Consider the following 1,399-nt stretch of genomic DNA (forward strand, 5'->3'; position numbering starts at 1 on the left):
AGTGCCCGGCAAGACGATCAACGAGAACACCGTCTTCATCACCGGCCTGGCCGGCAGTGTGGCTGGCGGCGTGGGCGGTGCCCTGGCGGGCGACACCACACGGGACCTGCAAGCCAACATGAACATGGGGCAGATCACCGGCTCCAATGCGGTGGCGAACAACTTCCTCAAGCATGAAGAGCAGAAAAAATACGCTGAAGAACTCAACGACTGCAAGGGTACGGGCGAAGCCGCATGCAAGGCCATAGCAACCGCCAAGTACCAGGGGATAAGCGACGAGAACAACGTTGAACTGGCCAAGGAGCGAGTTAACTGCATCACGTCTGGCAGTTGTGGCAAATACGACAAGCTGATGGAAGATGGAACCGGATTTGGTGAGGGCTACCGGGACACGGACTACCAAAGCGATGCCCACCTTGACGGCGAAACGCTCAACGCCGAGAACCGAGCGGCGAATGACGCAACGTTTGTCGAACTGGTCAACCGCCCGATCGAAGCGGAAGTTCGGTTGTTCAAGAGCGACGACCCACTCAACAGCATTCCGGACCACTACCAGTCCGAGATCACCGCGCGCAATCAAGAAAAGGTCATCACCGAACTGGCTGCAGAGGCTGCAGGCGCCCTGGGTGAATACGTTGTCGTTATTGGCGGCAAAACCGTGGGCAAGTTCATCATGGACAAAGGCAAGCAGGTCTTCCGACCCAGCAAGGTTGCTGTTGAGACCATGAGTCCCGGGCAGCTCAGGGCCTTGGGCGACTATGCGGATGATTTGACGAGGAGTTTGGCGCCATCTAGCGGTTCCGGCCCCTACAGCAGCAATGGGCTGAAGTACGGCGAAGTGTCGTTGACGGATGCGGCGGGGAATGCAGTTCCGACCGGTGCGACTGTACCCGCAACGCCAGCTCAGGCTCCGACTGGGCAAGGCCTGTCAGTGACGTTCATTGATAAGGACGCAGGCGTCCGAGCCGTCAACCCTACCGATTCGGTCTCGCGGTCGAGTATTCTGAGGCTATCTAGCCAGTCAGAATCTCCGCTACATGAAGTGCGCCGTGCCGCTCATCTGGAAAATGCAACTGGGAGTACGATTCGAATGTTGGAACCTCCAACGTCGAAGGGTGCACGTCCAAAGAGTCCAGACTTTCAATTTGAGAGTGGACCCTATGCTGGCAAAACTGGTGATTTCATGTTCACTGATACAGGTGCTGCCAAGTTTATAAATAGAAATTTTGAGAAAAACTGGCCAAAAACTGTTGAATCCCTGAATGACCACTTGGGAAAAGCGGATATAACCTTCTTGGATTTTGGAAACCTCACGGTTGAAAATCAATCAAAAATAAATAAATGGATATCAGAGTTACCTGAATCTAAAAAGTCAAAATTGATGATCATTAGGTGATTA

Annotated in this window: 1 protein-coding gene; it reads left to right on the plus strand. The window is 53.7% G+C overall.

All coding sequences use genetic code 11. The annotated features are described in order from the left end of the window. On the plus strand, positions 1 to 1,396 hold a 1,396-nt coding region (locus ABWV89_RS18820), incomplete at its 5' end, for a VENN motif pre-toxin domain-containing protein (protein WP_353400608.1). Positions 1,397 to 1,399 lie beyond the last annotated feature (3 nt).

The organism is Hydrogenophaga sp. 5NK40-0174, assembly GCF_040372165.1.
Taxonomy (GTDB): domain Bacteria; phylum Pseudomonadota; class Gammaproteobacteria; order Burkholderiales; family Burkholderiaceae_C; genus Hydrogenophaga.